Source organism: Pseudomonas sp. S35 (assembly GCF_009866765.1).
Lineage (GTDB): Bacteria > Pseudomonadota > Gammaproteobacteria > Pseudomonadales > Pseudomonadaceae > Aquipseudomonas.
This window is the reverse complement of sequence record NZ_CP019431.1, coordinates 1,730,877-1,757,029: the sequence shown is the minus strand read 5'-3', so window position 1 is coordinate 1,757,029 and position 26,153 is coordinate 1,730,877. Positions and strand designations below refer to the sequence as shown.

The 26,153-nt window shown below is 60.6% G+C and carries 24 protein-coding genes; 11 read left to right on the top strand and 13 right to left on the bottom strand.

Annotated features, from left to right (window positions below):
* Positions 1-70: 70 nt before the first annotated feature.
* Together PspS35_RS07900 and pobA are read right to left on the bottom strand one after the other, a co-directional pair.
* Positions 71-1,588: an MDR family MFS transporter gene (locus tag PspS35_RS07900; RefSeq protein WP_159933450.1), complete on the bottom strand. Its 1,518-nt coding sequence runs from the start codon at positions 1,586-1,588 to the stop codon at positions 71-73.
* Positions 1,589-1,654: 66 nt separating this feature from the next.
* Positions 1,655-2,839: a 4-hydroxybenzoate 3-monooxygenase gene (gene pobA, locus PspS35_RS07895; protein ID WP_174244865.1), complete on the bottom strand. Its 1,185-nt coding sequence runs from the start codon at positions 2,837-2,839 to the stop codon at positions 1,655-1,657.
* Positions 2,840-3,028: 189 nt separating this feature from the next.
* On the opposite strand from pobA, the gene PspS35_RS07890 reads away from it, so the two are divergent.
* Complete coding sequence (locus PspS35_RS07890) at positions 3,029-3,907, top strand: helix-turn-helix domain-containing protein (RefSeq protein WP_159933448.1); 879 nt, start codon at positions 3,029-3,031, stop codon at positions 3,905-3,907.
* On the opposite strand, the gene PspS35_RS30005 is transcribed toward PspS35_RS07890, so the two are convergent.
* Together PspS35_RS30005 and PspS35_RS07885 are read right to left on the bottom strand one after the other, a co-directional pair.
* Positions 3,900-4,076, bottom strand: a complete 177-nt coding sequence (locus PspS35_RS30005) for a hypothetical protein (protein WP_174244791.1) — start codon at positions 4,074-4,076, stop codon at positions 3,900-3,902. The genes PspS35_RS07890 and PspS35_RS30005 overlap by 8 nt on opposite strands.
* Before the next feature lie 100 nt (positions 4,077-4,176).
* Positions 4,177-5,082, bottom strand: a complete 906-nt coding sequence (locus PspS35_RS07885) for a LysR family transcriptional regulator (RefSeq protein WP_159933447.1) — start codon at positions 5,080-5,082, stop codon at positions 4,177-4,179.
* A gap of 107 nt (positions 5,083-5,189) precedes the next feature.
* Here PspS35_RS07885 and PspS35_RS07880 point away from each other — a divergent pair, with 107 nt between their 5' ends.
* Positions 5,190-6,056 carry an MBL fold metallo-hydrolase gene (locus tag PspS35_RS07880; RefSeq protein ID WP_159933446.1) on the top strand — a complete coding sequence of 289 codons (867 nt, stop codon included), beginning with the start codon at positions 5,190-5,192 and terminating at the stop codon, positions 6,054-6,056.
* A gap of 34 nt (positions 6,057-6,090) precedes the next feature.
* Positions 6,091-6,705, top strand: a complete 615-nt coding sequence (locus tag PspS35_RS07875) for an NAD(P)-dependent oxidoreductase (protein ID WP_159933445.1) — start codon at positions 6,091-6,093, stop codon at positions 6,703-6,705.
* Positions 6,706-6,758: 53 nt separating this feature from the next.
* On the opposite strand, the gene PspS35_RS07870 is transcribed toward PspS35_RS07875, so the two are convergent.
* Positions 6,759-7,637, bottom strand: coding sequence for a LysR substrate-binding domain-containing protein (locus PspS35_RS07870; protein ID WP_159933444.1), 879 nt, complete (start codon positions 7,635-7,637; stop codon positions 6,759-6,761).
* A gap of 110 nt (positions 7,638-7,747) precedes the next feature.
* Here PspS35_RS07870 and PspS35_RS07865 point away from each other — a divergent pair, with 110 nt between their 5' ends.
* The 4 genes from PspS35_RS07865 to PspS35_RS07850 all read left to right on the top strand — a co-directional run bounded on the left by PspS35_RS07865 (position 7,748) and on the right by PspS35_RS07850 (position 13,229).
* Entirely contained in the window at positions 7,748-9,373 is a 1,626-nt protein-coding gene (locus PspS35_RS07865; RefSeq protein WP_159933443.1) for a 5-guanidino-2-oxopentanoate decarboxylase, read from the top strand.
* The gene (locus PspS35_RS07860) at positions 9,370-10,812 is read left to right on the top strand and encodes an aldehyde dehydrogenase family protein (RefSeq protein WP_159933442.1); all 1,443 of its coding nucleotides are present in this window, start codon (positions 9,370-9,372) and stop codon (positions 10,810-10,812) included. Before PspS35_RS07865 ends, PspS35_RS07860 begins: the two co-directional genes overlap by 4 nt.
* A gap of 156 nt (positions 10,813-10,968) precedes the next feature.
* Complete coding sequence (locus PspS35_RS07855) at positions 10,969-12,156, top strand: cyanate transporter (RefSeq protein ID WP_159933441.1); 1,188 nt, start codon at positions 10,969-10,971, stop codon at positions 12,154-12,156.
* A 137-nt stretch (positions 12,157-12,293) separates the two neighbouring features.
* Positions 12,294-13,229 (top strand): LysR family transcriptional regulator, encoded by a 936-nt coding sequence (locus PspS35_RS07850; protein WP_159933440.1) that lies wholly within the window; start codon positions 12,294-12,296, stop codon positions 13,227-13,229.
* Positions 13,230-13,245: 16 nt separating this feature from the next.
* On the opposite strand, the gene PspS35_RS07845 is transcribed toward PspS35_RS07850, so the two are convergent.
* Positions 13,246-13,608, bottom strand: coding sequence for a 5-carboxymethyl-2-hydroxymuconate Delta-isomerase (locus tag PspS35_RS07845; RefSeq protein ID WP_159933439.1), 363 nt, complete (start codon positions 13,606-13,608; stop codon positions 13,246-13,248).
* A gap of 45 nt (positions 13,609-13,653) precedes the next feature.
* Positions 13,654-14,577, bottom strand: a complete 924-nt coding sequence (locus PspS35_RS07840; protein ID WP_159933438.1) for a LysR substrate-binding domain-containing protein — start codon at positions 14,575-14,577, stop codon at positions 13,654-13,656.
* A gap of 244 nt (positions 14,578-14,821) precedes the next feature.
* On the opposite strand from PspS35_RS07840, the gene PspS35_RS07835 reads away from it, so the two are divergent.
* Entirely contained in the window at positions 14,822-16,126 is a 1,305-nt protein-coding gene (locus PspS35_RS07835; protein WP_159933437.1) for an MFS transporter, read from the top strand.
* Positions 16,126-16,884 carry a substrate-binding domain-containing protein gene (locus tag PspS35_RS07830; protein WP_159938003.1) on the top strand — a complete coding sequence of 253 codons (759 nt, stop codon included), beginning with the start codon at positions 16,126-16,128 and terminating at the stop codon, positions 16,882-16,884. The genes PspS35_RS07835 and PspS35_RS07830 overlap by 1 nt, the downstream gene beginning before the upstream one ends.
* Here the strand turns inward: PspS35_RS07830 and PspS35_RS07825 are convergent.
* Positions 16,876-17,778 carry a LysR family transcriptional regulator gene (locus PspS35_RS07825; RefSeq protein ID WP_159938004.1) on the bottom strand — a complete coding sequence of 301 codons (903 nt, stop codon included), beginning with the start codon at positions 17,776-17,778 and terminating at the stop codon, positions 16,876-16,878. The two genes, PspS35_RS07830 and PspS35_RS07825, sit on opposite strands and share 9 nt — an antisense overlap.
* 193 nt (positions 17,779-17,971) lie before the next feature.
* On the opposite strand from PspS35_RS07825, the gene PspS35_RS07820 reads away from it, so the two are divergent.
* Positions 17,972-18,778, top strand: coding sequence for a hypothetical protein (locus PspS35_RS07820; protein ID WP_159938002.1), 807 nt, complete (start codon positions 17,972-17,974; stop codon positions 18,776-18,778).
* 5 nt (positions 18,779-18,783) lie between these two features.
* Here PspS35_RS07820 and PspS35_RS07815 read toward each other — a convergent pair whose 3' ends face one another.
* Both PspS35_RS07815 and PspS35_RS07810 read right to left on the bottom strand, forming a co-directional pair.
* Complete coding sequence (locus tag PspS35_RS07815) at positions 18,784-20,409, bottom strand: methyl-accepting chemotaxis protein (protein ID WP_159933436.1); 1,626 nt, start codon at positions 20,407-20,409, stop codon at positions 18,784-18,786.
* A gap of 136 nt (positions 20,410-20,545) precedes the next feature.
* Entirely contained in the window at positions 20,546-21,160 is a 615-nt protein-coding gene (locus PspS35_RS07810) for a hypothetical protein (RefSeq protein WP_159933435.1), read from the bottom strand.
* 277 nt (positions 21,161-21,437) lie between these two features.
* Here PspS35_RS07810 and PspS35_RS07805 point away from each other — a divergent pair, with 277 nt between their 5' ends.
* Positions 21,438-21,863: an ankyrin repeat domain-containing protein gene (locus PspS35_RS07805; protein ID WP_159938001.1), complete on the top strand. Its 426-nt coding sequence runs from the start codon at positions 21,438-21,440 to the stop codon at positions 21,861-21,863.
* A 13-nt stretch (positions 21,864-21,876) separates the two neighbouring features.
* On the opposite strand, the gene PspS35_RS07800 is transcribed toward PspS35_RS07805, so the two are convergent.
* Genes PspS35_RS07800 through PspS35_RS07790 form a run of 3 tightly spaced genes read right to left on the bottom strand, consistent with a single transcriptional unit; the run spans position 21,877 to position 26,149 of the window.
* Positions 21,877-22,284 carry an SMI1/KNR4 family protein gene (locus tag PspS35_RS07800; protein ID WP_159933434.1) on the bottom strand — a complete coding sequence of 136 codons (408 nt, stop codon included), beginning with the start codon at positions 22,282-22,284 and terminating at the stop codon, positions 21,877-21,879.
* An 11-nt stretch (positions 22,285-22,295) separates the two neighbouring features.
* Positions 22,296-22,883, bottom strand: coding sequence for an HNH/ENDO VII family nuclease (locus tag PspS35_RS07795; RefSeq protein ID WP_159933433.1), 588 nt, complete (start codon positions 22,881-22,883; stop codon positions 22,296-22,298).
* The gene (locus PspS35_RS07790; RefSeq protein ID WP_159933432.1) at positions 22,880-26,149 is read right to left on the bottom strand and encodes an ATP-binding protein; all 3,270 of its coding nucleotides are present in this window, start codon (positions 26,147-26,149) and stop codon (positions 22,880-22,882) included. The genes PspS35_RS07795 and PspS35_RS07790 overlap by 4 nt, the downstream gene beginning before the upstream one ends.
* Between the last annotated feature and the right edge of the window lie 4 nt (positions 26,150-26,153).

Here is a 26,153-nt window from a genome sequence, read left to right as displayed (position 1 = left end):
GGTAAACATGTGGGAGGGGCAAGTCGAATCGTCGTAACGCCCTCCCACCTTTTTATCTTCATCGTGTCAGTTACTTCGCTTTGTCTTCCCGACCACGCAGCACCCGATTGGGCATCGCTATCGCCGCCGCCAACCCCAGCAACGACACCGCTGCACTCACCATCAACAAGTGCCGGAACGTCACCCCCAACTCGCCACGCAGTGCATCCTGCGCCGGGCCCGGCGCAGCGTTCAGGCCATCGAGCAGCACATTGCCGGAACTGCCCTCGGCCACCAGCGCACCGCTGGCCAAATGAGCGAAGCTGGAATCCTGCAACAACGCCAGCAGCAACGCCGACATGCACGCCACGCCTACCGCACCGCCCAGGGAGCGGAACAGGTTGGTGGTGCTGGTGGCGACGCCGATGTCCCGCTGTTCCACCGAGTTTTGCGAGCCCACCAAAGAGGTGGGGAATTGCATGCCGGCAGCGATCCCGCACAACAGCATGAACACGCCGGTCAGCAGCACGTCCTGGGGCGCGCTGAAGGCCATGCCCAGAATCGCCAGCGGGCTTAACAGCGCACCGCTCAGGATCATCGGTTTGTAGCGCCCGGTCACCGACGTCATGCGCCCGGCAGAATACGCGCCGATAGGCAGGCCAATCGCCAGGGGCAACAAGTGCAAGGCCGCACTGTCGGCACCGCCTCCGGTCACGGTCTGAAAGCGCAGGGGCATCAGCACGGTCAGGGAAATCGCCTGGAAGCTGGTGAAAAACACCGTGCACCAACACAGCACCGCGCTACGGTTGGCGAACAAATGCATCGGCAGCAGCGGTTCCCGCGCACGGCGCTCGTGCCACACAAACAACGTCAACGCCACCAGCGCGCTGGCCAGCAACCCCAGCACCTGGCTGTCACGCCAATGATGGCCCTGGCCGATTTCGGTGATGCCCAGCAACAAGGCAGTCAAGCCGATGATCATCAGCACGGTGCCGAGGTAATCGATGATCGGCTTGCGCTGCGGCACTGGCAGCCCCACCAGGGTGCGATGGGCCACGTACCAGGCACCGGCGCCCAGCGGCAGGTTGATCAAGAACACCCAGCGCCACGACAGGTACTCGGTCATGTAACCGCCCAACACCGGCCCGGCCACGCTGGCCACTGCGTACATGCTGCTGAAATAACCCTGGTAACGCCCACGCTCACGGGGCGCGATGATGTCGCCGATGATCGCTTGGCTCACCGAGATCATCCCGCCGGCGCCGATGCCTTGCAGCACCCGCGCCAGCACCAGTTGCTCCATATTTTGGGCCATGCCACAAAACAGCGACGCCACGGTGAACACCCCCATGCCGATCAGCATCATCGGCCGGCGCCCGTACAGGTCGCCGAGCTTGCCGTAGATCGGCACCGCCACTGTCATCGCGACCATGTAGCCGGAGATCACCCAGGCCAGCAGGTTGACGTCATGAAATTGCGCGGAGATGGCGGGCATGGACACGGCGACGATGGTCTGGTCCAGGGCACCCAAGAAGATCGCCATCATCAATGAGGCGAGGATACTGCGCACCGCCGGCAGCGGTGGCGTAGGCTGATTGAGCTGAGTCACGGCAGAACCTTCAAGCAAGGCCCGTGGGAAAAGGCGGCCCACGGGAATGCTGAATACGATAGCAGGCTATTCGATAGCCTCGTAAGGAAGCCCGACGTAATTTTCTGCAATGGTGGTTCGCCCGGCTTCTGAATGGATGAAGTACTCCAGTTCGCTCTGTGCGATGCGCTGGCTGAAGCCGTCCGCTTCCGGGAATTGATGCAGCATCGAGGTCATCCACCAGGAAAACCGCTCGGCCTTCCACACCCGGCGTAGGCAAATGGCCGAATAGCGCTCCAGCAAATCCACGCGCCCTTCGCCATAGACCTTGAGCAAAATCCGGAACAAGGTGCTCACATCACTGGCCGCCAGGTTCAAGCCCTTGGCCCCGGTGGGCGGCACGATATGCGCAGCGTCCCCCAACAGGAACAGGCGCCCGTATTGCATCGGCTCCACCACAAAGCTGCGCAGCGGCGCGATGCTTTTTTCAATCGATGGGCCTGTGACCAACTGCTCGGCCAGGCTGCGGGGCAAGCGGGTTTTCAGTTCATCCCAAAAACGCGCATCCGACCATTCGTCCAGCGGCTCTTCGGCTGGCACTTGCAGGTAATAACGGCTGCGGGTCGGCGAGCGCATGCTGCACAGGGCAAAGCCACGCGGGTGCTTGGCGTACACCAGTTCGGCGTGCACCGGCGGCGTGTCGGCGAGAATGCCCAGCCAACCGAAGGGGTAGACGCGTTCAAAGATTTTCAGTGACTCAGCCGGGATCGACTGGCGCGCCACGCCGTGGAAACCATCACAGCCGGCGATGTAATCGCACTCCAGGCGAAACGCCTCGCCCTGGTGTTCGAAGGTCAGCCAGGGTCGATCAGTTTTAAGATCATGGGGCTGCACGTCACGCGCTTCGTAGAACGTGACAGCGCCGGCCGCGTCACGGGCGGCCATCAGGTCGCGGGTGACTTCGGTCTGGCCGTAGATCATCACCGATTGGCCGCCGGTCAAGGCCTTGAGGTCGATGTGGGTGAGCTGCCCGTCCAGCGCCAGCTCGAAGCCGTCATGCACCAGGCCTTCGGCATCCATGCGTTGGCTGACACCCGCCTGGCGCAGCAGGTCGACCATGCCCTGCTCCAGCACCCCGGCGCGGATGCGGCCTTGCACGTAGTCGGCGCTCTGGCGCTCTAGGATAAGGGTCTCAATACCGGCGTTGTGCAGCAATTGGCCGAGCAGCAGTCCGGAAGGACCGGCGCCGATAATGGCGACTTGGGTTTTCAGCGTTTTCATTATTTTTATGGCCCGCAAGTTCCACCCGAACGGATCGAGTGAAAGAGTTGTCATTGATCTTATGCCTGACATTTTTCACTTGAGTGCACAGCATAAGAAGGTGAAAACTGCGACAAACCCTGCGCTTTTTGCCAATTTGGGCGATTACCGCACAACCGTCCTGAGTATCGGATTGAAACCATGACCAACACCGCGATTCCGGTCTTCAAGCTTTACGGGGAAAACCAGCAATGGCCGACCCCCGATTTGTTGCACTGCGAAACCATTTCCCGACGCAGTCGGGAATACCAGTGGGAAATCCAGCCCCACCGGCACGCGGATCTGTGCCAGTTGCTGTACGTGCACAAGGGCCAGGCCCAGTTGGAAATCGAAGGCCAACGCACCACCCTCAACGAAGCCACCCTGCAGGTATTGCCGCCGTTGTGCGTGCATGGGTTCCGTTTTGCCGAAGATGTCGAAGGCTATGTGGTGACACTCTCGGCGCCACTGGTGAGCCACTTGCAAGCCCAACTGGGTGCGACAGCAGGCGGTCTGCACACCTTGGGCAGCTACCCGGCGGGCAAGGACAGCGATTACCTCAACAGCCAGTTCGCCCGCCTGCAGGACGAATACGCCGACGACCAACCGGCCCGGGACATGATGATGCACGCGCTGGTCAGTGTGCTGCTGGTGTGGATCAGCCGCCAGGCCATCCAGCGTCGCCATTCGCGTGCGCCAAGGGGGCGCGAGTATTTCCGGCGGTTTACCCAATTGGTCGAACAGCACTACCGCGAACACCCCAAGATCGAGGATCTGGCCCACAAGCTGGGTATCTCGGTCTCACACCTGAATGGGACGTGTCGCGAACTGGGTGGGCAGCCCGCCTTGCAGATCATGCATGATCGCCAGTTGCTGGAAGCCAAGCGCCTGCTGACCTACACCAGCATGACCATCAATGAAATGTCGGAGGTGCTGGGGTTTTCCGACCCGACCAACTTCTCACGGCTGTTTCGCCGGCGGGTCGGGTTCTCACCCAAGGCGTTTCGCGAGCAACTCAAGGCCGAATCGCCGGCTACCTGAGCGCGCTGAAACTGCCGGTGTGGGGAACGCATTGGTCCTGATGGCAGCTGATCGCAAAGGTCGGCTGCATACGGGTCTGTTCGACGCGGTAGGCGGCAGTCCCGTACAGCGCGCTGGCAAAGGCGCAGAGGGTGAAAATCATCAGGTATTTTCGGGTTTTAATGTTCATGGCACAGACCTCTGGACGGATCTACACGGTGCTGTTTAAAGCATAGGCCAGCCAGGGCGAGTTGCCATTATTGGACGACATTCAACAGGGTTATGTCGCCCTACAGACCGACGTCCCACACCGGCTGTTCCGGGAACCTCACCACCAGGAAATCCAGCAGGCTGCGCAGCGCCGACGGCATGTGTTTGCGTGAGGCGTAGACCGCGTAGATATTCATCTGCCGGGGCTCGGCGTGGGGCAGCAGGCGCACCAGTTCGCCACGGCGGATGTGATCGCCGGCCTGGTAACTGGGCAGCATCGCCACCCCGGCTCCCGCCAGGGTCAGGCGTAACAGCGTGCTGGCCTCGTTGGCCGTGATGTTGCCGTGCACTGGCACCGACACGTGCTCGCCATGTTCCTCGAAATGCCACAGGCTTTTGCCGAAGTACGAGTGGGTCAGGCAGTTGTGCCGGGCAAGCGCTTCGACCTTCTGCGGGGCCGGGTGCTCCAGCAGATATGCCGGCGTTGCACACACAACAGAACGACAGACGGTCAGGCGACGTGCGATCAAGTTGGGGTCCAGGTCATTACTGGTGCGAATGGCCAGGTCGATGCGTTCATCCACCAGGTTCACCGTACGGTCGAGCATTTGCAGGTCGACCGTGACCAAGGGGTAGCGCTTGACGTACTCGGCAATCGCCTCGGCCAATTGCGCCTGGCCGAACGAGGTGCTGACACTCAGGCGCAGCAAGCCTCGGGGCGCGTCATCCGGTTCGCTGACGGCGGCCTGCATGTCGCCGCACAGTTCCAGCAATTGTCGGCAGCGCGGCAAGGTTTCGCTGCCAGCGGCCGTGAGGCTCAGCTTGCGCGTGGTGCGGTGCATCAGGCGCGCACCGACCCAGTCTTCCAACTCGGCCAGGTAACGCGAGACCACCGGGCGAGACAGGTCCAGGTGGTCGGCGGCGGCGGACTGGCTGCCCAGGTCCACCACGGTGACAAACACGCGCATGGCGTGAAGGCGATCCATGATTTGCTCACTTTAAGAAACAAACTATGTCCCAGCATCGCATTTTTAGTCTCGTTTGGTGCAACTAAGCTCTGTGCTTCCTTTGAATCGCCTGCCGGAGCTACTCGATGTTCTCAACCCTCAAGCGCTTGACCCTAGCCACCGCCGCCCTGGCGTTTGCCGCCCACGCCTCGGCGGCCGACCTGACCCTCGACGTGTACAACCCAGGCGAAGCCGCGATCTTCCCGGTGACCTCGGTGCTGGTCAGCGGCGCCAAGGACGCGATCCTGGTAGACGCGCAATTCGGCAAGGGCCAGGCCGAGCAACTGGTGCAGAAGATCCGCGCCAGTGGCAAAAACCTGACCACCATCTACATCAGCCACGGCGACCCGGATTACTACTTCGGCCTCGACACCCTCACCGCCGCGTTCCCGGATGCCAAGGTGCTCGCGCCGCAACCGGTGGTCGACCATATCAACGCCACCGTGGCCGGCAAGCTTGAGTTCTGGGGCCCGAAGATGGGCGCCGACAAACCGGCTAAAACCATCGTGCCGCAGGTGCTGCAAGGCCATAGCCTGACGTTGGAAGGTAAACAGCTGGACGTGATCGGCCTGGACGGCCCACAGCCGGACCGCAGCTTTGTGTGGATCCCGTCGATCAAGGCCGTGGTCGGTGGCGTCGTGGTCGCCGAAAACATCCATCTGTGGATGGCCGACACCCAGGGCGCGCAATCTCACAAGGACTGGCTGACCACCCTGCAGCGCATCGAAAACCTGAAACCGCGCACCGTGATTCCCGGCCATTACCTGGGCACGCCGTCGCCGAAATCCGTGGCCTTTACTGCCGACTACATCAAGGCCTTCGACGTAGAAACCGCCAAGGCCAAGGACTCTGCCGCCCTCATCGCGGCCATGAAAAAACGTTACCCCACCCTGGCCGACGAAAGCTCCCTGGAGCTGAGTGCCAAAGTCGCCAAGGGCGAAATGAAGTGGTGAAACCTCTCAAACCTTAACCGTACTGGAGAACGTCATGAGCAAGATCGCAATCATTGGGGCTACAGGCCGTGCCGGCAGCCAATTGCTGGAAGAAGCGTTGCGTCGTGGGCACAGCGTCACCGCCATCGCGCGTAATACCGACAAGCTGACAGCGCGCCCGAACGTCACCGTCAAACAAGTGGACGCGCTGGACGCCGCTGCACTGCAACAGGCCATCAGCGGCAGCGATGTGGTAATCAGCGCCGCGCATTTTGCCACCCTGCCCGCCAGCGCCGTGATCGGGCCGGTGAAACAGGCTGGGGTGAAACGCCTGCTGGTGGTGGGCGGTGCGGGTTCGCTGTTGCTGCCAGGTGGTGGTCGAGTGATCGACAGCGAAGGTTTCCCTGCCGAGTACAAGGCAGAAGCCAGCGCAGGGGCTGAATTCCTGGAGACCCTGCGCCAGGAACAAGAACTGGATTGGACATTCCTGTCGCCATCGGCGCTGTTCGATGGGACCGAGCGCACCGGTAAATTCCGTCTGGGCCAGGATGATTTGCTGGTGAGCAGCGACGGCAAAAGCTCGATCAGCTTTGCCGACTACGCCATCGCAATGATTGATGAAGTGGAAACACCAAAGCACTCGCGCAAGCGGTTTACCGTCGGTTACTGACACAACGCGGTCAATAAATGTGGGAGGGGCAAGCCCCCTCTCACATTTGCCCTTCAATGCTCTGGACATTGCGCCTGGCTGACTAACCAATCCATTAACGCTTCGAGCCCGGTCGACGGCTTCGTCCCCGGCGGATACACCAGGTAATACCCCATCCCCGTCCGCACCCGCAGCTCAAACGGCATCACCAACCGCCCCGCCTTCACATCCTCGCCAATCAACGCGCTGTCGCCAATCGCCACCCCGGAACCCTGGGAGGCCACCGTCATTGCCAAGTCCAGCGTTTCGAAATGATGACCCTGGCTCAGATTGCTCAAGTGGATATTCGCCGCCTTCAACCACAACGCCCAATCCCGCTCGTCCCGCGTGGGGTGCAGCAGCACCTGTTGCTGCAAGTGCTGCGGTGCTTGCAAGCCCGGCAGTAAACCCGGCGCGCAGACCGGTGTGAGTTGCTCGTCGAACAAATGCCGCGCCTCGGCCGACTGCTCGGCGATGGGGGCGTAGATCACCGCTGCATCAAATTGCTCGCGCCGAAAATCCACGCTGTAGGCCACGGTGGTGGTGAGTTCCACCGGCACGTCCGGGCGCTCCTTTTGCCACTGCATCAGGCGCGGCAGCAACCAGCGCATCACGCAGGTGGACGCCTTGAGCTGCAAGGTCTGGCGGCGACTGCCGATCTGCTCCACCGCGTCACCGAGCAAGCCAAATACGTGCTGCGCCCGCACTGACCACTCGCGCCCCTCTTCGGTCAGGCTCAAACCGCGCGCCTGGCGTTGGAACAGCGCGTAGCCCAAGTGGCTTTCCAGCCCGGCGATCTGCCGACTCACCGCGCCCTGGGTGATGTGCAGTTGCTCGGCGGCGCGAGTGAAGTTGCAGCACTGGGCCGTGACCCAGAAGGTGTGCAGCGCGGGCAGCGGCGGAAGGCGTTTCATAGGGTTCAGCCATGACGTGAAGACATGGCTAGTATGACTTTTTATCGATTGTTGCCGCTACGGGCCAGCCGGTCCAATACCGCCTCGAATCCATAACAAGAGCGACCTGTATGGCGACCTGCGGCGAAGTGTTGGTCAAACTCCTGGAAGGCTACGGCGTGGACCAGGTGTTCGGCATCCCCGGCGTGCACACCGTGGAACTGTATCGCGGCCTGGCCCGTTCCCGTATCCGCCACGTCACCCCGCGCCACGAGCAAGGTGCCGGGTTCATGGCCGACGGCTATGCGCGCACCAGCGGCAAGCCCGGCGTGTGTTTCATCATCACCGGCCCCGGCATGACCAATATCACCACGGCGATGGGCCAGGCCTATGCCGACTCGATCCCGATGCTGGTGATCTCCAGCGTGCAGTCACGCAGCCAATTGGGCGGCGGGCGCGGCAAGCTGCATGAACTGCCGAACCAGAGCGCGATGATTGCGGGTGTGGCGGCGTTCTCCCATACCTTGATGTCGGCGGCAGAGTTGCCCGGTGTGCTGGCGCGGGCGTTTGCACTGTTCCAGGCCGGTCGTCCGCGGCCGGTGCATATCGAAATCCCTTTGGATGTGTTGGTGCAAGACGCTGACGCACTGCTGGGCAGCGAACCGATCAGCGTCGCACGCGCCGGCGCTGCACCCTCGGCGATCAAGCAGATGAGTCAGTTGCTGGCGTCGGCCAAGCGCCCGCTGATCCTGGCCGGTGGCGGTGCCATCGATGCTGCACCCGCCTTGACTCGCCTGGCCGAAACCCTGGGCGCGCCGGTGGCCCTGACCATCAACGCCAAAGGCATGTTGCCCGCCGCGCACCCGTTGCTGGTCGGCTCGACCCAAACCTTGGTTGCCACCCGCGCATTGGTCGCCGAGGCCGACGTGGTGTTGGCCATTGGCACTGAGCTTGGGGAAACCGATTACGACGTGACCTTCGCCGGCGGCTTTGACATTCCAGGCGCACTGTTGCGTATCGACATCGACCCCGACCAGACCGTGCGCAACTACCCGCCTCACATCGCCTTGGTGGCCGATGCACAGATCGCCGCCGAGGCCTTGTTGACTGAGTTGGGCAGCACATCTTTAGCGCCGCGCCGCACCGACTGGGGCAGCCAACGCGTCGCCCGTTTATGGGCTGAACTGGCGCCCACCTGGGACGCCGCCACCCGCGCGCAAACCCTGTTGCTCAACACGGTCCTGGAGACACTGCCCGGCGCCGTCATGGTGGGCGACTCCACGCAACCGGTGTACAGCGGCAACCTGACCCTGAACCTCGACCACCCGCGCCGCTGGTTCAATTCCTCCACCGGCTACGGCACCTTGGGTTACGCCCTGCCCGCCGCTATCGGTGCGTGGCTGGGACGCGGCGATGGGCAACCGGTGGTGTGCCTGATCGGCGACGGCGGCCTGCAATTTAGCCTGCCGGAACTGGCCAGCGCGGTGGAAGCCCGCACGCCGATCATCGTGTTGCTGTGGAATAACCAGGGCTACGAGGAGATCAAGAAATACATGGTCAACCGCGCCATCGAGCCGGTCGGCGTAGACATCTACACCCCGGACTTTATCGGCGTGGCCAAGGCACTGGGCTGCGCGGCTGAGCGCATCCAGGGCATCGCGCCTTTGCGCACCGCACTGCTCGCGGCCGCTGAGCGCCAGGGGCCGACGCTGATTGAAATCGACCAGGGGCTTTGGATGAAGGAGGTTGCGCTATGAGCACAGTTTTGAACGGTGTGTATATCGACGGCGAATGGCGTGCGGGGCATGCCGTGCTGGAGGTGATCAACCCGGCGACCGAAGCCCTCCTGGCCCAGGTCAGCGCTGGGGACAAGGCTGCCGTGACCCAGGCGGTGGACGCCGCCAGCCGCGCGTTTGCCGGCTGGTCAAACAGCACCGGCCGTGACCGCGGCGCCTTGTTGCGCAAGATCGCCCAAGGCGTGCGCGAGCAGCGCGAACCGTTGATGCACCTGCAGTCGAGTAACAACGGCAAGCCGCTGTTTGAGGCCGGCATCGATGTGGACGACGTGATCGCCACCTTCGCGTACTACGCCAGCGTGGCGGACGAAATGGATGCGGGCCAAGACCACCCGGTGGCGCTACCCAGCGAGGCGTTCAGCGCCCGCCTGCGCCGCGAACCGTGTGGCGTGGTGGGGCTGATCGTGCCGTGGAATTTCCCCATGGTGACCACCGCCTGGAAGCTCGCCCCGGCCCTTGCCGCCGGTTGCTGCGTGGTGCTTAAACCGTCGGAAGTCACGCCACTGGCGGAACTGCGCTTGGCGCAGATCATTGCCGACGCCGGGCTGCCGAAGGGCGTATTCAACCTGATCTGTGGCACCGGCCTGGCCGTAGGTGCACCGCTGGCGGCAGATCGTCGGGTGGCCAAAATTTCCTTCACCGGCAGCAACGCGGTGGGCGTGCAAGTGATGCAGCGCGCTGCCGAAACCATCAAGGGCGTGAGCCTGGAACTGGGTGGCAAATCCTCGCTGCTGGTGCTGGCGGATGCCGACCTTGACCTGGCGGTGGAACTGGCGTGCGGCGGTGGTTTTTTCAACGCCGGGCAGATGTGTTCCGCCACCAGCCGCGTGTTGGTGGCCGACAGCCTGGCGGATGAATTCCTGCAACGTTTGCAGGCGCGGACCGAAGGGATTCGCGTAGCTGGCCCGTTTACCGAGGACGTGGAAATGGGCGCGCTGATCAACCGTGCGCAGTATCAGCGGGTACAGGCGCATATCCAGCGCGGCATCGAGGACGGCGCGCGATTGCTGTGCGGCGGTGAACGTCCAGTGGGTCTGGCGACAGGTTTTTTCATCCGCCCGACAGTGTTCACCGAGGTGCCGCTGGACAGCGCGTTATGGAACGAGGAAATCTTCGGCCCGGTGCTGTGTGTACGACGTTTCGCGACTGTGGATGAGGCGATTGCCCTGGCCAACGACAGCGATTTCGGCCTGGTGGCCAGTGTGGTCAGCGCCGATGCCGACACCGCCGAGCGGGTGGCAAATGCCTTGCAGGCCGGGCTGGTGTGGATCAACGCACCGCAGGTGATCTTCCCGCAGACGGCGTGGGGCGGCTACAAGCAGAGCAGCATCGGCCGTGAACTGGGGCCTTGGGGGCTGGCGGCGTTTCAGGAGATCAAGCACGTGATTCGATCCACCTGACACCGCAGCCCCTGCTGTAGAAGGTGGACCCCCTCCCACATTTCGATTTGCGGTGTTTGTGGGAAATGCATTTTTTAGATAGTCCCTGCGACTTTCTCATTTGCCCCCTGGCCCCATGCGTGGCCTGATTCGCCCTTGTTCATTCAAGGCAGGCCCATGGAAAACGTTCAGGCAAAACCCACCACCGCCGTTTGGCTGATGATCAGCGTGGTACTGGTCGCCCTTAACCTGCGCCCGTCGATGGCGGCTGTGGGGCCATTGTTGTCATCGATTCGTGGCGATGTGCCGCTGAGTTTCAGCAGCGCGGCGTTGCTGACCATGTTGCCGGTCATGGCCATGGGCCTGGCGATGTTCTTTGGCATGGGCTTGGCCAAGCGTATTGGCGAGCACCGCAGCATCGTGCTGTCGCTGGTCGTGATTGGCCTGGCCACGCTGTCGCGGTTGTTCCTCGATTCGGCGCTGGAATTGATCGTCAGCGCCATTGCGGCCGGTATTGGTATCGCAATGATCCAGGCGCTGATGCCGGCGCTGATCAAGTCGCGCTTCAGCACCAACGTCTCGCTGTTCATGGGCCTGTACGTCACTGCCATCATGGGCGGTGCAGCACTGGCCGCTTCGTTCTCGCCCTTGGTGCAAGTCCACACTGGCAGTTGGCGCATCGGCCTGGCGATCTGGGCCGTGCTGGCGTTACTGGCGTTGGTGTTCTGGTACGCCCAGCGCTCGGCCATGCCGCCGCTGCCGCAGACGGGTTCAAGCCCGCAGGAAGCATTTTTCGGTAACGGTCGCGCCTGGTTGCTGGCGATCTTTTTTGGCTTGGGCACCGCGTCCTACACCTGTGTACTCGCATGGCTGGCGCCGTACTACGTGGAGCAAGGCTGGAGCGAACAGAACGCCGGCCTGCTGCTGGGCTTCCTGACCGCCATGGAAGTGGTCTCCGGCCTGGTCACCCCTGCCATTGCCAACCGTCGCCAGGATAAACGCGGCGTGGTCGCGGTGTTGCTGGTGCTGATCATCATCGGGTTCTGCGGCCTGATCCTCAGCCCGCAATTCTTGAGTTTGTTGTGGCCCTGCTTGCTCGGCCTGGGTATTGGCGGGCTGTTCCCCATGAGCTTGATCCTGCCCCTCGACCACCTGGACAACCCACGTCGCGCTGGGGGCCTGACGGCCTTTGTGCAAGGCATCGGCTACCTGATCGCCGGCCTGTCGCCGCTGATCGCGGGGATGATCCGTGACCAACTGGGCAGTTTCGAGTGGGCCTGGTGGGCACTGACGGGGGTGGTCGTGTTGATGCTGTTGATCGTCACGCGCTTCAACCCGAAGCATTACTCACGACATATCCGCTGAGGTCGTGTTGCAAACAGTATTTGTCCCACGCACAACATAGAAACGCCCTACAGAGCTTTCTATTGGCACGTCCGTTCCGTTAAGCTTTTGCGCTGTCGTGTACTGAGTTCGGTACATCGGGTTTACGGACGGAATGGATGCTAAACAGTAACTTGCTCAGAAAGCTCGATATGCAGGACTTGATGGTGTTTATCGCCGTCTACGACCAGAGCAGCGTTACCGAGGTGTCAGAAACGCTGTTCGTCAGCCAGTCCACCGTGAGCTACAGCCTGAAGAAGCTGCGCACCAGCTTTGAAGACGAGTTGTTTATCAACACGCGAGCAGGCATGCGTCCTACGTACAAGGCCACCACCATGTACGGCCACGTGCAAAAAATCCTCGAAAGCATCAACCTGTGCCACGCCGGTGCCCAGTCCTTCGACCCCACCCAGAAGGCGGTGACCTTCAACGTCTGCGCACCGGAATACTTCGAACAGTTGATCCTGCCGCGCCTGCTCAAAACCTTCGACCGCGCCGACCTGCCGGTGATCGTCAACGTACAGAAACTGGAAACCGAGATCCCCGCCGATGACCTGCGCGAAGGTCGCCTGGACCTGGTGATCTGTTTCGGCCCGCACTTTCACCGTGCCCACAAAGACTTCAAGACCCAGATGCTGCTCGAGGACGACCTGGTGTGTGTGTTCGACAAGCGCTCGGCGCCCCGCGAGCCCGCGTTCAGCCTGCAATCCTTTGTCGAGCGGCGCCACGTGTTCCCCACGCCGTGGACCTCCGACACCAACATGATCGACGGCTGGCTGGCGCGCCAGGCCCACAAGCGCCAAGTGATCGCACGGGCCAACAGCTACAGCGCAGCCTTGAAGATGATCACCGGCACCGACTTCATCGTCACCCTGCCCCGCCGTGTGCAAAAACTCCTGGCGCCGGCAACGGTGTTTGGCCATTGCGAAGCGCCCAACGGGCTGCCGGGGTTTACCCTGGATATGCAGTGGAACGAAGCCAGCGGACAGAACAGCGCCAATACCTGGTTCAGGGAACAAGTCGTAAAGGTCTGCGCAGACCAAGGTTTACTCTAACCGCTGTGGCGAGGTGTCAGCCGATGGCGACTTTGCTGTAGGAATCACGGTCCATGTCCACCAACTGGACACTCAATTGAACCTGTATATCCGCCGGCCAGTCGCCCAGATCCTGCAACGCCGCCAGCAGGTTTTCCGACAGCTGTTTCTTGACCTGCGGTGACCGCCCACTGAGCAGTGACAGCTTCACCGCAATAAACCCGCGCGGATTGAGGGAGGTGCCTACTTGAAAACTCTCAAGCTTCACCGCCCGGCTTTTGATATCGAACTCGGAGCCGAACTGCCCGGACGCCATTAGCACGTTGTTGAGCCGCAACAGGGTTTTATCGACGGCCAGGTTGGTCAGGTTGGCGGTGTATTCCAAGTGCAGGTGCGGCATGGGTTGCTCCGTGTTTGTTGTAGGAAGATTCTTAAATATATAGCGTCAGGCCTTGGCGCCCAAGCCTCTATCGCTCATGAACGCCTCCAACCGCGAACGCACCCAACGTTCGGCCGGGTCGGTGTCCACATGGCTGAGCCAGACCATGGACAAATCCAACGTCGGCGTTTCAAACGGAAACGGCTCACAGAACAGGTTGCCCGATACCGCCATAGCTTCGGCGGTGTAGTCCGGCAGGCTGGCGATCAGGTCGGTGCCGGCCAGCAAGGCGGGCAACGCGCTGTATTGCGGCACCGACAACACCACGTGGCGCTTGCGGCCAATCTCGGCCAGCCACTCATCGGCAAACCCCGACACGTTGGCCGTGTGGGACACCAGCACATGGGGCCGCGCGCAATATTCATCGAGGGTCAGCGGCGTGTCCGAGGCATCGGCGCGCAGCAGTCGCGGGCGGATATGGCGCAGCAACTTGCGCTTGGCATTCGCCGGCAGGCCACGGGTCTGGGTGATGCCGACGGTAATGTCGCCGGACGCGAGCAGGTCGGGGATGCGCCAGTAATCCACATGCTGCACCACGAACACCACCTGCGGCGCTTCCTGGCGCAACGCACGCAACAGCGGCGGCAACAGGCCGAATTCGACGTCATCGGACAGGCCGATGCGAAAGGTCATGGTGCTGATGGACGGGTCGAAATCGTGGGTCAGGCTCAAGGCCGATGACAGCGAATCCAGGGCTGGCGACAAATGCTGGATGATTTCCTCGGCGCGCGCGGTGGGCTCCATACGGTGGCCGACGCGAATGAACAGCGGGTCGTTGAACAAGGTACGCAAACGGTTGAGGGCCGAGCTGATGGTTGGCTGGCCCAGAAACAGCTTCTCGGCCACCCGCGTCACATTGCGCTCAAGCATCAGTGCTTCGAAGACCACCATCAGATTGATGTCGGCCTTGCGTAATTCATTGCGATTCATTGGCGCCTGCCCCTTCCCCAAGACAGCTGGCAGTGTAGGAAGCGCGACGTGCGGCGTCTATGCGCATTACGCAATGCTCCCTCGCCACGGTTACAGCCACACAAAACGCGTCAGCGTTTTCGATTGATAACTTGAACGCATTAATAAATCCAAATCTTTCACTTATCATTTCTAAATGTGTCAGCCACTATCCTCAGTCTTAAGCGAAACAAGCACTTTAAAAAGAACGCTGGAGACACAAACCATGACTAGCTCTTCCCGGCCCGACTCTGCCAGTTCGAAAGTTGGCGCGGTATTGCGCGTTACTTCGGGCAACTTCCTCGAACAGTTCGACTTCTTTCTGTTCGGTTTCTACGCCACCTACATCGCTGCCGCGTTCTTCCCCGCCGCTAATGAGTTTGCGTCATTAATGATGACCTTCGCGGTGTTCGGCGCGGGCTTCCTGATGCGTCCTCTTGGCGCAATCATTCTCGGTGCCTATATCGACGACGTGGGTCGCCGCAAAGGGCTGATCGTAACGCTGTCGATCATGGCCAGCGGCACCCTGCTGATCGTGCTGGTGCCGGGTTATCACACCATTGGCCTGTGGGCACCGCTGCTGGTGCTGCTTGGCCGCTTGCTGCAAGGCTTCTCGGCCGGTGCAGAACTGGGCGGCGTGTCGGTGTACTTGTCCGAGATGGCCACCCCAGGCCGCAAGGGCTTCTACACCAGCTGGCAGTCGGGCAGCCAACAGATCTCCATCGTGGTCGCCGCTGCGCTGGGTTATGGCCTGAACGTGTGGATGGAGCCGGCAGTGGTTGCCGACTGGGGCTGGCGCATTCCGTTCGCCGTCGGTTGCGTGATCATTCCGTTTATCTTTGTGCTGCGGCGCAACTTGCAGGAAACCGAAGAGTTCGCCAACCGCAAGCATCGTCCGACCATGCGTGAAGTGCTGGCAACCCTGGTGAAGAACTGGACCGTCGTGATCGGCGGCATGCTGATGGTGGCCATGACCACCACCGCGTTTTACTTGATCACCGTGTACGCGCCGACCTTCGGCAAGACCGTGCTGCAATTGAGCACCTCCGACGCGCTGCTGGTGACCTTGTTGGTGGCGGTGTCGAACTTTGTCTGGCTGCCGATCGGCGGCACCTTGAGCGACCGCTTCGGCCGCAAGCCGGTACTGATCGCCATGACGGCGCTGACCGTTCTCACCGCCTATCCAGCACTGTCCTACGTGGTAAATGCGCCGAGCTTCGGCCATATGTTGGAAACCCTGCTGTGGTTCTCCTTCCTCTATGGCATGTACAACGGCGCGATGATCCCGGCGCTGACCGAAATCATGCCGGTGGAAGTGCGCGTGGCGGGGTTCTCCCTGGCCTATAGCTTGGCGACGGCGATCTTCGGTGGCTTTACCCCGGCGATTTCCACTTGGTTTATCCATATCACCGAAGACAAGGCCTCGCCGGCCTACTGGATGATGTTTGCCGCACTGTGCGCGCTGTGTTCGACCCTGGCGTTGTATCGCCGCGCCAACACTCGCGGGCAGGTGATGCAGGGGGCCGTATGATGCAGCCGCTGCTCAAGACCCTGGCGGCCCTGGCCCTCGGCGCGCTGGCGCTGACGGCCCAGGCTGAGGAACTCAAGGTGATGACCTCGGGCGGCTTCACCGCCGCCTATAAGCTGCTCGGCCCGCAGTATGCCCAGCACAGCGGTGACACCCTCGACACTATTCTCGGCCCGTCCATGGGCAAGGCGCCGGAAGCGATTCCCAACCGCCTGGCCCGGGGCGAACACGCCGACGTGGTGATCATGGTCGGCTACGCCCTGGATGACTTGATCAAACAGGGCAAGGTCGACCCGGCGTCTCGGGTGGAGCTGGCGGATTCACGCATCGGCCTGGTGGTGAAGGCCGGTGCAGCGAAGCCCGCAATCGGCACCGACGCAGAATTGAAGGCCGTGCTGAGCAAGGCCAAATCGGTGGCCTATTCGGACAGCGCCAGCGGTGTGTATGTCGAGAAAGAGCTGTTCAAGAAGCTCGGCATGCCGGCCAAGGGCACGATGATCGAACGCCAACCGGTGGCTGAACAGGTTGCCAAGGGTGACTACGAAGTAGGTCTGCAACAGGTAGCGGAATTGTTACCAGTAGCGGGCGTGACTTTTGTAGGAAAAATCCCCGAAGACGTGCAATCAGTGACGCGCTTTGCGGCCGGTATTCCGGTGAACGCCGAACACCCGGCGCAGGCCAAGGCGCTGCTGAAGTACCTGGCGTCGCCCGAGGCGCAACCGGTGGTGCAATCCACCGGCCTGGATTCGGTGTCACGCTGACCGAAACGGCATCTCCCGCACCAACCGCTCCAACTCCAGCGCCGCCGGTGGCAATGTGCGCCCGCGGCGCTTGATCAAGCCCACATTGCGCATCACCTGCGGCTCCACCAGCGGCACACTGACCAGAATCGGATGTTCGCACGCCGGCATCGCAATCGATGGCACCATCGCCACGCCCAGCCCCGCCTCCACCAGCCCGATCATGGTGGTCACGTGGTGCGTCTCGCAGATACTCGGTTTCTTCACTCGCACGCCGCGCAAGGCCTGGTCCAGCAGGAAGCGGTTGCCGGAGGTCTTGTCCACGGTGATGTAGTCATGTTCGTAGGCTTCGGCCCACGTCACGCTGTCACGCCCGGCCAGCGGGTGATCACGCCGACAGGCCAGCACGTAGCGCTCCTGCAACAGCAATTCGAACTCCACTTCATCGGCCAGGCTGCCGCTGAAACTCACGCCAAAATCCGCCTCGCCACTTTCCACCGCCTGGCACACCTCGCCAGCACTGGCGTCCAGCACCCGCAGGCGAATTTTCGGATACAGCTTGTGGAATTCGGAGATCACGTGCGGCATGAAGTAGTACGCGGTCGAGGGCACGCAGGCGATGGTGACATTGCCCATGCGTGTGGACGCGACGTTGCTGATGCCCATCAGTGCGATGTCCAGATCGTCGAGCATGCGCTCCACCTGCGGCAGGAACGCGCGGCCCACCATCGTCAGGCTGACCCGCCGCGTGGTGCGTTCGAACAGCTTTACATCAAGGGCGGATTCAAGCTTTTCGATGCGCCGGCTGAGGGCCGGTTGCGAGATACGGATAGCCTCGGCGGCGCCGCGAAAACTGCCCTTGTCTACCACGGCGCGGAAGGCTTGGAGGTCGTTGAGGTCGAAGTTGATGATCACGGGAGTCGCCAGTGTGGTCGATTTGACGGGCATTATCTTACGAATGCGCTGACGCATGGCCCAAGTACATTGAAAAAAACACGCACCTGCGTAGGCTGCACGCCGAACCCTATCGAATGAGTTTTCAATGACCAAGGCATTCAATAACAAAAAAAGCCACCGGCTACTGCGATTAGGCGCATGGCTGGTGGGCCTGCCCTGTCTTGCTGCTGGCGGCTTCTTCGCCTGGCAAAGCTTCTACCCCGTGAGCGCGGCGAACGGCTGGAGTGTCCAGGTGCTGCACCGCGATGTGCCCAAGGCCGCCTCGCTGATGCCCGCGACGGACGGCTCGCTGATGGTCAGCCAGGAGCTCGATCGCGCCAAGGGCAGCATCGTGCGCATCCACCCCGACGGCACACGTGAGGTGGTGGTGGCCAACCTGTCCAAACCCGACGGCATGTTTGCCACCCGTGGCGGCTGGGTGTTCAGCCAGGAGTCCAGCGGCGAGCCCGTCAGTTTCTTCAAGGATGGCGTCGTCACCGAACTGTTCAAAGGCGAAAGCGTGCAAGGGCTGTGGGATGACGGCGATGACCTCTACGCCATCGAGGACCGCAAGCCCTACGGGCGCCTGCTGCGCTATCGCTGGAGCGACCAGTCCCTGAGCGTACTGCGCGACCACGTGCAGGAAGGCGAGGCCATCGTACGCTGCACCGATGGGCGCATGCTCTACACGGAGAAACAAAAAGGCGTCGTGCGCGAGCTGACCGCAGACGGCAGCGACCCGGTGGTCTTGAGCAAACTGAACCAGCCGACGTTCTTGATGTGCGATGAGCGCGGGCTGTGGATCAACGAGGACGCGACCCATCGGGCGCGGTTGTTGCTGATTGATAAACAGGGGCGCCAGCAGACCATCCTGTCGTTCCTCAAGGCGCCGCAGTCGATTGTGCCGACGGGACGAGGGACGTATCTACTGGCCGAAGGCGGAAGAAACCGGGTATTGGAACTCACGCCTTCGCCCTGAGCTCACTACAACTGGAACCGTGCGACCGCGTCGTTGAGCGCAACCGCCAAGCGTGCCAACTCCTGGCTTGAGCCATTGATCTGCCCGGCGCCGGACGAGGATTGCGCCGACAGGTCACGAATATTGACGATGTTGCGGTCGACTTCCTTGGCCACTTGAGCTTGCTCCTCAGCGGCACTGGCAATCACCAGGTTGCGCTGATGGATCTGGTCGATGGAGTCAGTGATCTGACTCAAGGCGCCGCCCGCGCCTTCTGCCAGGGTCAAGGTGTCGGTGGCACGCTGGGTGCTGGACTGCATTGACGTCAAGGCCTCATTGGAACCGGTGCGCATGGCGGTGACCATCTGGTCGATTTCCAACGTCGATTGCTGGGTGCGATGGGCCAGCGCACGCACTTCATCTGCCACCACCGCAAAACCACGGCCGGACTCCCCCGCACGCGCCGCCTCGATGGCGGCATTGAGTGCCAGCAGGTTGGTTTGCTCGGCGATGGAGCGAATCACGTCGAGCACCTTGCCGATATCCCGCGATTGCTCGGCCAGGCTCTGCACCAGGGTCGAGGTCTCGCCGATATTGCTGCTCAGGGCCTGGATCGCGCTGACCGTTTCACCGACGCGGTGCTGGCCTTCACGCGCCGTCTCATTGGAAAGGCGCGTGGACTCAGAGGTGGAAACCGCATTGCGCGCCACTTCTTCCGCGGCCGAGGTCATCTCGTTGACGGCCGTCGCCGCCTGTTCAATCTCAGCCGTCTGTTGTTGCAGGCTGCGACTGCTCTGCTCGGTAATGCCGTTGAGGTCGGTGGCGGAGGCCGCCATTTGAGCCGCCGATTGGCGGATCAGTTGCAAGGTACTGCGCAGGCTGCCTTGCATGGAGTGCAGGGCTACGAGCAAACGGGTCACCTCGTCGTCACCACTGACCTGCACGGTTTGGGTCAGGTCGCCCCGCGCAACGTTTTCTGCAGCGCGCATCGCCTGGCCCAACGGGCCGACGATGCTGCGCGTCAGCAGCCAGGCCAGGGCCACCGTGCTGAGGCCGGCCAGGATGACGAAACCGAACACCATCGTGCGCGAGCGACTGTACTGCGCCTGCGCTGCCTGGCCCTGCTGGTTGATCTGGGCGTTGTAGTAGTCGGCCAATGCGTTGAGCTGCGCGCCGGAGCCATCGACCACGGTTTTCATGTCCACCAGCAGCAACTTATTGAGTTCGGCGCCCTGCTGCTTGTCGGCCAGCACAAACGACTGGGCCAACCCCTGCTGGTACTGGCGTAGCGAACCCTGGAACTGGTCGTACAGGGCGCGCACCTCGGGCGTGTCGATCACCGCGTCGAGGTCAGCCAGTTTCTTGGTCAGGTCCTGGCTGCGGGTGTCCATCTGGCTGCGGTACTGCGGGAGGCTCGTGGGGTTGGGGTCCAGCGCCATGCGCAAAGAAATCGTACGAATGCGCAGCATGATTTCGCGAATGTCAGCCACCAGCCGCATCTTCGGCACCAGCCCGCTTTCCACCTGCACCGCACTGGCGCGGATGCTTGCCATGTTCGACAACGCAAAAAAGCCCAGCAGGGCCACGAGCAAAGCAATCAAGGCAAAACCCAAACCCGCACGGCGGGCGATGGACAGGCTGCGAAGGGACATTTAGGGGCGCTCTCTTATTGGGGATACGATGTCGTATGAGAGCGTTTCGGCCTGCCGGGGCAGGACTTGAGGGATATTGGGGAAAGTGCTGGAGAAGATTTCCAGCACCTCAGGAAACGGTCAGTTGAACCCATCTCTAAGCGTTGATAAACGCAGGCTGCTTGCACATGACGAGGTTATTGCACCGCTCATTAATGTCGAGTTTCGACACACCAATATCAAACTGGTAGTAGACCCTCCAAGAGATCAGCGATCGCGCTCCGGATGTACAAAACTTCATCAGCTTGGCCTTGCAGGTACTCGGGTAAAAAGTACCCGCGAGCATACGTGCCGGGCTCGCGCCTGGATCCTTTGACTGGCAAGGGCAATGAGACAAAAATACCTCTGCCTTCGCCGGTGGCCGGCCACGCAATGCGACGAAATTCTGTATGCACTCATTAAAGCGCTCGATCATCAACTCTTCGGCGTGGCGCCCCTCGACTTCCACCTCGCGCTGCACTGCCAGGCTTCGTGCAATCGGAAGCAATGACGCGAACTTAGCCTGGTGTTCGCTGGGGGTCAGCGTCCGGTTCAGCAACTGCGCATTCAACTTCAACCTATTCCCCACGGCACTGTTGGCTACCTGATCACGAGACTGGCGACTGATGAATACGTAATAACGCGCGCCCTCCAAGCTCAGCACCAAGCCCACCGCGCCAGGACGCTCACGAAGGGCGAGTGCCTCGTTGAGCGTTTCTCGGTAAATCAACATACCCATCTCCCAAAAAACAATGACGTCTCAGCAAAGACCGGCAAACACCTGGTGCTGGGCTCGGTTCACGCTATTGATCAACGGTAGAAGGGGTGGATGTGTTCCTTCGCTTATTGGAAAGCACCAGGCACTCGCTCATACCGCCTTCAACCTTGGCGAGCGATTCTTACAAAGCGGTGTGGATACGTATGTAGGACTTTGATGCCGTCCAAAGCAAAAAAGCCCCGTAGCTTATTCAGCTACGAGGCTTTTTCTGGGTAATGGCGGAGAGGTATTGATGCTGCTGATCAGGATCATGCTGCAGGCTGGTGCTGATCCGGAAATTCAGGACTGGCATGGTATGACCGCCCTTCACTCAGCGATCAAATCCCGAGTGGACAGTTGCGTGGATGCCCTACTTGATCATCCGTGCCGCTTGGATCATCTCACTAATGACGGACAGTCACCGTTACACACTGCAAGCTGGATCGCCAATTTGCATGCTGTAAGGCGGTTGCTGGAACTGGCCCCCGCGCTTGCATGGCAACGTAACTCTCACGAAATGACACCTTTAGAGCAGGTTGAATCTTTGATCGACAATCCAGATGCCTTGGAGGCGCTAGTCAATCGGCTCGCCCAGGACGGTAGGCGCTGTGCCTCCAAGCAGGAACTGGCATGCATTGCAGAACAGCTTGAGCAGGCAACACCAGTACCGACTATCTAAAGGATACTTTCAACTAGCCTGCGAAGACGTGCTGAATGATGAAGGCCTCCAGCCCGTCTTCCAAGACACGCACAATACCGCCATTCGGTGTAGCCCAAACCAGAGCTTTGCGTGCCTGGTTGTCGTACAAATAGTACTGCCCGTCACCGATCTCCAGCAGTGGCACCGTATTTTTCGGGTAGTTCGGGTCACGACTCAGGTCCGAGAATGCGGCAAAGACATTCAGGTAATAGTCGTCAGGTACACCCAGGCCATACGTTTCATAGGCGTCAAAGACAATGACGCCAAAAGTCGACAGGTAGTGCTTGTATTCGTCAGACAGTGTGAACCCCAGTTTCCGCTCAAGGTTCTGGATGCTGGCGGTGTCTACTGGCCGGGTGTCGGCCTGATGACGATCAACGAGTTTTTTAAGTTCTTTCATAAGATTCGCCCTCAGCGCTGATTCTCAATCTGTTCGGCTCGCGCCTTCCAGTAGTCTTTTCGCTCTTTGTCGAAGTCTTCGCGATTGATCTCGGACTCCTTCTGTTTGTTATGCAGCACGTTGTCGTTTCCGTTGCCACGGTGCTCAGCGCTGGTCAATTCTGCCAATGGCGAGTCTGGTTTCTGGCCGATGTGATGTAACTCGATCGGCTTTCCGTTGGCATCCAGCGGAGCCCTGCCCGACTTCATCCGGTCCAGGTTGGTGGTACCCATCGCATCTTTTTGATCGTAATCGATGTCGGTACGAATCAATGCAGGCTTGCCGTTGACTTCGGCCGGTTCAAGATTGGCGCCTTCATAGATTTTCGCTTCGGCTTCACTGCCGATAGCATCCAGAACCTCTTTTGGAACGCCCAACTGCTCAAGCCGCTCACGGGTTTGCGGCGACATTTGCGGTAGCTCCAGGCGGGTTTCCTGGGTGAGCACGATAGGCCGATCAAGCTCGACAACGATCAGGCAGCGCTCGGGCATTTCACGCGCCAGTAACGCCAGGTTGGACGGAACCTCGGTTTTTTCAGCAAAGAAATTTTCAAAGTTCACAGAACACTCCCTGTTTCGAGGCGCGCACGCCATGCAGAATAAATATCGATATGGCTCTCGTGCTGGAGGCTGTAATCCTTCATCAAGCATTGCTGGGTCGCCAGGGCCAGCTCAGTGCTCAAGGCTGTCGCTCGCTCGTGGAGTAGCTGGTCCAGTTGATTGCTGAGTTGCCCGTAATCGGTCGCCGTTTGAATGATCTGCTGAACCTGGTGCCGACAACCGAGCACATCGACCACCAATTGTGCGGCGTAGGCAAATGCCTCGGGCTTGCACAGCGCCGACGGCTTCTCTTCTTTGTGGGCATTGAGCGTCTCGAACAGCGCGATTTTGCTGCGAGCCAGCAACGGCAATTCACACAAGCCATTTTCCAGCAACGCTAAATCCAAGGCGACTGGCGTGCGGATACGGTTGCTCAGCAGCAGGTTGAGTACCTGCAGGTTGAAATCCTGGCTACGCACGGCGCGCTTGTCATTGGCGGTATACACATAAGGGGTTTCATGCCCGGCGAATTTCTTCACCTGACACAACACCGGCTCCAGCCAGTCATTTTGATAAACGATGGCGACGCCTTTGGGTAACTTGGCGATTTCTTCAAGCTGGTCATCACGCAACGCCACCGACTTGCCGATTAAACGACGGTCCATTTCATCCGGCAGGCGCATGATTATTTTGGTGTTGGTGTTGCGAATCGCGGCGATATCCACCGCATGGGGCGACTGGTCGGCAATGATGAAACCTTCACCATAGGTGCGCATTTCGGCGATGGCATTGGTCAGCATCTCCACTGACTTGCCGACCACATTTGCCCCTTCAGCACCGCCTTCGGACGGGCTGCGCTTGAGGATGTTGTGCGCTTCCTCAAGGACCGTGACGTGGCGCAGCGGCTGGTTCATGCCACCACCGGCCATTCGGTGCTCACTCAGGCGCATCACCAGGATCCCCATGATCAGGGCCTTGGTCTCGGACGAGCCGATGCGGCTCAGGTCCACGATTGCGCTCTGATCAAACAGCACTGCGCTGTCGATTTCGTTAGCGGTAAAAATCTGCCCATTCAAGCCATTGGTCAGGGATTTGATCCGCGTGGACAGCGAACCGATGTAGTTACCTTTGAGCTCCTGGGAGTACGCGGAGGCCTCGATCACGCTTTGCAGGGTACTGAGCAGGTCACTGAACGTCGGAAACAATGCATCGCTGTAACGGTTGGTCGACGCGTCCAAGTCCCAACCACATTGCTGATACGCCTGCAGGATTGCCTCTTTGAGTACGGCAGGCATTGCGGCATACATCGGCCAGCAGACGTTGAAGATTTCCACGAGCCGATCAACGTGCTCCAGCACATGAATGGCCAACGGGAAGCGGAACGGGTTGATGCGCAACAATTCACTGTGGGCCGGATGCGTACCGAATACATTGACGTCATCGCGATGACCGAAGACGTGTTTGTACTCGCCCTTGGCCGGCTCAATCACCAGGAATGGCACGCCGGCGGCGCTGATTTGGCTGAGGATTTCGTACAGCGTGTTGCTTTTACCGGCACCGGTCGAACCACTGACAAACACATGGCTGGCCAATTGATCGAGGCTCAACTCGATCTTTTGCGGCAGGTTTTCCCACAAGTGGCGGATGTTGCCCAAGGTCAGTGTCTTGCCCTTGCCTGGCTCACTGCTGTGACCATCCAGGCGCTGCACCTTGCGGCCGAACGCCTGGGTTTCCAGCACGGCCACCGTGGAGGTGGAGCGTCGGGGCAGGCTCAATTGGATCGCCATCTCCTTACCAGACACCAGCGTGGCGGGCGTGAGGTAACTGATCGGGATCTTTTTCGAAAACCCCGGCTTCAATTGCGGATGGCTGAACGCGCTGAGCCAGTCCAGCACAGCGGACTTGTTGGCAGATTTCCAGGTGGTCAGGGCGAAGTCTTCATGGCTGGACTTGCTGCCGCGTACCAGCCCAAGAAAGATACTCGCCAACGATTCGGACGACGCAGTGCTGTCACCGATGAAATACGCCGCCGAGTTCCAGCCGCCGTATGTCTTGGCTTCGTCGATACGCTCGAGGTGATGATCGATTTTGCTGAGCAACTGCTCGATGGTCTTGTCCACGGTCTCAATCGAAATCTGCCGATTAGAGCCCAGGGTTTTGTTCAACGAATGAGTGTCGGTGGTGCTGGTGGTGTGTGTGGTCGAGGTGGTCTTCGACGCGGCCTCACTGAAGGACGTGCCGTGGCTTTCATTGCGGCCGGTAGACGTCGACTGGCTGGTACCGGTGGTGCGTTGTTCGTTGAGTAGCGCAGCAGCGGCCGAGCCGATCTGGCTACCGAGCATCGCGCCGAATGGCCCCAATGTCGCACCACCCACCATACCCAGCACATTGGCACCGATAGCGACCGTTTTGGAGGTCAGGGTCTGTGCACTGAACGACTCGCTGGTACCGGTTGTGTCGGTGGTCGATGTGCCCAGCGTCGTCGACGTGCCCTTGGTTTCGGTCAGCCCAAGGCTGTGTCCAAGGGAGTCACTCAAGCCCTGGCTGATGCTCAGCCCCACGGAATCGCTGTCTTGTTCGCCGAACGACAATTGCTGTTTGAGCAATGGCGAAAGTTGCGTGGCGACCTGCTCGTATCCGGCGCGGATCAGGTCAAGGTTCTGCGACGAAACCGGCTCGGCAAGAATGATCGCGTGATACACCCGGCGCTCAGCCGCATCGATAAAGCGCTCGAGCCCTTGCATGAAGTGTTCGCGGTTCTCCGTCGACAACGCAGGCACACCCGTGACCGCCGTGATACTTGCCGAAGGGTTGGCCTTTTCGGCCTGCAAAGCACCCAGCAAGGCATCGGCATGCTGTTGCGGCAGCGGCACTAATGAACTGCCCGAGAAGTGCCCCTTGAAGGTCTCCCGCAGCAGCTCGCCAGAACTGTGCCCTAGGGTTTTACCGGGCTCACCCCGGGTACCGATGTAGAGGTCGGTTTCGATACCGTCGGAGCGCAGTATCAGGAAAACCGAGTAACCCGCAGCACCCAGTGCGGTGTAAGCGGCCGTGGTGCTCTCGAGTACCGATTGTTTGTTGTCCTGGACGATGCGCTCAATGCGAAAAATCCGCACGTCACTGGCAGCATTGAACCGCAGCCCCTTCTCGGCAAAGGCATGGACCGGATACTGCTCCAGCTCCGACAGGTAGCTGCGATTGATCAGCGCACGCCCAGCTTCAAGGGTCAGACCGGCGTTTTCACGGATATCCTGCACGGCAGTGCGGGTCAGTATTGGAGAGGTCATCAGG